At 69.1% G+C, this 3,648-nt stretch carries 4 protein-coding genes; 2 read left to right on the top strand and 2 right to left on the bottom strand.

Going from position 1 to position 3,648, the window contains the following annotated elements:
* Nucleotides 1-187, bottom strand: a 187-nt coding sequence (locus G7A99_RS24815; protein WP_205599702.1) for a hypothetical protein, incomplete at its 3' end; no start/stop codon positions are given.
* 37 nt (nt 188-224) lie between these two features.
* Between G7A99_RS24815 and G7A99_RS02845 the strand changes: the two genes are divergently transcribed.
* Together G7A99_RS02845 and G7A99_RS02840 are read left to right on the top strand one after the other, a co-directional pair.
* Nucleotides 225-1,475 carry a Xaa-Pro peptidase family protein gene (locus G7A99_RS02845; RefSeq protein ID WP_018718929.1) on the top strand — a complete coding sequence of 417 codons (1,251 nt, stop codon included), beginning with the start codon at nt 225-227 and terminating at the stop codon, nt 1,473-1,475.
* On the top strand, nt 1,459-2,439 hold the full coding sequence (locus G7A99_RS02840; RefSeq protein WP_018718930.1) for a threonine/serine dehydratase: 981 nt from the start codon (nt 1,459-1,461) through the stop codon (nt 2,437-2,439). Before G7A99_RS02845 ends, G7A99_RS02840 begins: the two co-directional genes overlap by 17 nt.
* Before the next feature lie 41 nt (nt 2,440-2,480).
* On the opposite strand, the gene fabG is transcribed toward G7A99_RS02840, so the two are convergent.
* On the bottom strand, nt 2,481-3,227 hold the full coding sequence (gene fabG / locus G7A99_RS02835) for a 3-oxoacyl-[acyl-carrier-protein] reductase (RefSeq protein WP_018718931.1): 747 nt from the start codon (nt 3,225-3,227) through the stop codon (nt 2,481-2,483).
* Nucleotides 3,228-3,648 lie beyond the last annotated feature (421 nt).

The following is a 3,648-nucleotide window of genomic DNA, read 5'->3' as shown; positions in this document are numbered from 1 at the left end:
CGGGCTCGTGCGCCTGGACGACCCGCAGGAGCAGATCGGCGAGGTCGAACGGTTCTTCGACGGGCTGGCGCGCGCCGACGCCGCCTGAAATCGCTGCTCCCCCCCTTCCCGAAGGGTCCTGAAGCGCGCCATCATAGACCGCTTGAAGAATCGTCGGGATCGCCGCGGCGGGCGAACCGGACACCATCGCCGATCATGCAGCACATCAGCAGAGGAGACCTCCCATGCAGCAGGCGAGCGGTCGTTACTTCTCCGACGCCGAGTACGAGCGTCGGCGACGCCTGGTCCGCGAACGCATGTCCGAGCAGGGACACGACGCCCTGCTCATTGCCAGTCCGGAGAACATCAATTACCTCTCCGGTCTCGACCACATGGGCTACTTCGCCTGCCAGCTCCTGATCTTCCCCGCCAAGGGCCAGCCCATGCTGGTGACCCGGGCGATGGAACAGGCCGTGGTACGCGATCAGGTCCCGGACCTGATCCACATCGGCTATACCGACGGCTCCGCGCCGGCAGCGGACGACCCGCTCTCGCTCACCGGTGCGGCGGGCGAGATCACCCGTGAGCCGCGCCGGCGGCCGCCGCTGATGAGCTCCGCGGCGGTGCGCGAGACCGTGCGTGCGCTGAACGATGCCGGCCTCGCCAGCGGCCAGATCGCCGTCGACCAGACCAGCACCTTCCTGCCCTACGCCGTGCTCGACGGGATCATCGAGGGCACGCCGGAGGCGAACTGGGAGGACATCGGCAGCCTGATCGACGACGTGCGCCTGGTGCAGTCCGCCGACGAGCTCGCCCTGACCCGCGAGGCCGCGGCGATCTCCGACTCCATGATGCTCTCGGCCATCGCCACCGCCGGCACGGGCATGAACGCCCGCGAGGTGATGGCGGCGATCTACGACGCCATGTTCCGCCGCGGCGGCACCTATCCCGGCTTCGTGCCACTGGTGCGCACCACCGCCAACCTCGACCACGAGCACGGCACCTGGGAGGACCGCAACCTCGTCCATGGCGATCTGCTGTTCCTGGAGATGTCCGGCTGCGTGCGCCGCTACCACGCCCCCATGGGGCGGCTGGCGTTCATCGGCGAACAGCCCGCCGAGGCGCAGCGCATCAACGAGATCTGCCAGGAGGCGATGATGGCCGCCGCGGGCACCATTGCCCCCGGGGTCCCCGCCGGCGACGTCTACGAGGCCTGGCAGGGCGTGCTCGACCGCAACGGCCTGTCCCACTACCACCGCCACCACTGTGGCTACTCGGTGGGCATCGGCTACCCGCCAAGCTGGTCGGGCAGCGGCGTGCCCGTGGGCCTGCGCAGGAACTCCGACATGAAGCTGCGCGAGGGGATGGTCTTCCACCTGATGAGCTGGCTGCTCGGCTCCGGCCAGGGGGACGCGTTCCTCTCCGACACGATCACCGTCACTGGTACCGGCTGCGAATTCCTGACCACGGTGAACCGCGATGCCTGTGTCCGCTGACGCCCCGGAGCTCCCGGACCTCGAGGCGGTGCGCGCCGCGGCGGCGCGCATCCGCCCCGCCATCCCGCCGACCCCGGCGTTCCCGGCCCAGGACCTCTCGGCATCGCTCGGCACGGAGCTCTGGGTCAAGGCCGAGAGCCTCCAGCGCACCGGCTCGTTCAAGGTGCGCGGGGCCTACAACTGGACGGCGACCGCGACCGCGGAGGAGACGGGCAACGGGCTGATCACCGTGTCCGCTGGCAACCACGCCATGGCCCTGGCCTGGGCGGCGGAGCGCCAGGGGGTACCGGTCACGGTGGTGATGCCCGAGGGCTCCAGCACGATGAAGATCGAGACCACCCGCGCCTTTGGCGCGGAGGTCATCATCCACGGGGACATCAAGGCCGCGGTGGCCGAGTGCCACCGGCTGCGCGAGGAGCGCGGCCTGACCCTGGTGCACCCCTATGACAACCCGCGGATCATGGCCGGCCAGGGCACCGTGGGCCTGGAAATGCTGGAGCAGATCCCGCGGCTGGGGCGGGTGCTCTGCCCCATCGGCGGCGGCGGGCTCGTCTCCGGGCTCGGCATAGCCATCCGCAGCCAGCGCCCGGACATCGAGCTCATCGGTGTCGAGCCCGAGGGCGCGGCGACCATGCGCAACGCCTGGGACAGGGACAGCGCCGAGGCCGCACTGGACGGCGTCAGCACGATCGCCCCCAGCCTCGCACCGGTGGTGGTGGGCAAGTACACCTACGCGGCCAGCCGCCGCTGGGTGAACGACATCGTCACCGTCAGCGACGACGCCATCGCCCGGGCCACGCGGGCGCTGATGACCCAGGGACGGCTGTACGTGGAGACGGGGGCGGCCGTGGGACTGGCAGCGGTGCTCGACGGGGCGGTGCCCGCCGCGGCGGAGGGTGCCACCGCGCTGGTGATCACGGGCGGGAACATGGACACGGCCCAGGCCCGCGAGCTGCTGGCCTGAGCCCTGCCGGAGGGCGCCCGCGGGCGCCCTCCGGGACGGCATTACATGTAGACGCCGCCGTTGACGTTGATCTGCTGGCCGGTGATGTAGTCGCCGTCCGCGGCGAGAAAGACCACCGCACGCGCGATCTCGTTGGGCTCGCCGAAACGGCGCATGGGGATCTTGGCGAGGATCTTCTCGCGGATCTCCTCCGGCACCTTCTGCAGCATCTCGGTCTCGGTGAAGCCCGGCGCGATGGCGTTCACCGTGATGTTGTGCTTGGCGAATTCCTGCGCGGCGCTCTTGGTGAACGCGATGATGCCGCCCTTGCTCGCGGCGTAGTTCGTCTGCCCGAAGTTGCCGGCCTGGCCCACGAACGAGCTGATGTTCACGATCCGTCCGTAGTTGCGGTCCATCATGTGGGAGTAGGCGGCGCTGACCGTGTAGTAGACGCTGTTGAGGTTGGTGTTGATCACCTCCTCCCAGTCGTCGTCGGTGAGCTTCTTCAGGGTCTTGTCGCGGGTGATGCCGGCGTTGTTGACCAGGATATCGAGCTGTCCGAAGTGCTCGATGGTCTTCTGGACCAGGCCGCGGGCCTCGTGCTTGTCCGCCACGTTGCCCTGCAGCACCAGGCACTCGCTGCCCAGGGCCTCGACCTCGCTGGCAACGGCCTTCGCGCCGTCGGCACCACTGTTGTAGTTGATGGCGACACGGGCGCCGAGACGCGCCAGCTCCAGGGCGATCTCCTTGCCGATACCACGGGATCCCCCCGTTACCAGGGCGACTTGGTTATCGATGCGGCTAGCCATGCTGCTCACTCCTTATTCGGCCTGTGTTGTGCGGTCCACTCGGAAGACCGGTTTACCGGCCCATCCCGGCCGGCTGCCTGAGATCGATTGCGGATCCGTGCGGAACGCCCGGCGCCCCGCTTCGACCCGTGGGTCGACTATGCCAGAGTTCGCACCGCCGATGCAGCCTGCACGACGGCGTCACGAAAGCTCCCGTGTCACCAGCGCGCCTGTAGGCGCGCCGGGCGGTCCGCAAACGCCCACGCATCCCGCCCGCTCCTGTCCGCCGCCCGGAAAAACCCGGAAGTCGGGCGTGGATCAGGCGTCCGAAAACGGCGAGACATCCCGCCGCGGGACGATCTAGACTCGCATCATGGAACTCGATCCCGATCACTGCTACCAGGCCGTACAGGCGCGTGACGCCCGCTTCGACGGGGCGTTC

The sequence above is a fragment of the Arhodomonas sp. KWT genome (assembly GCF_010993615.1).
Note: the sequence above shows the minus strand (reverse complement) of the source record. Positions and strands in the feature narration are given on the sequence as shown.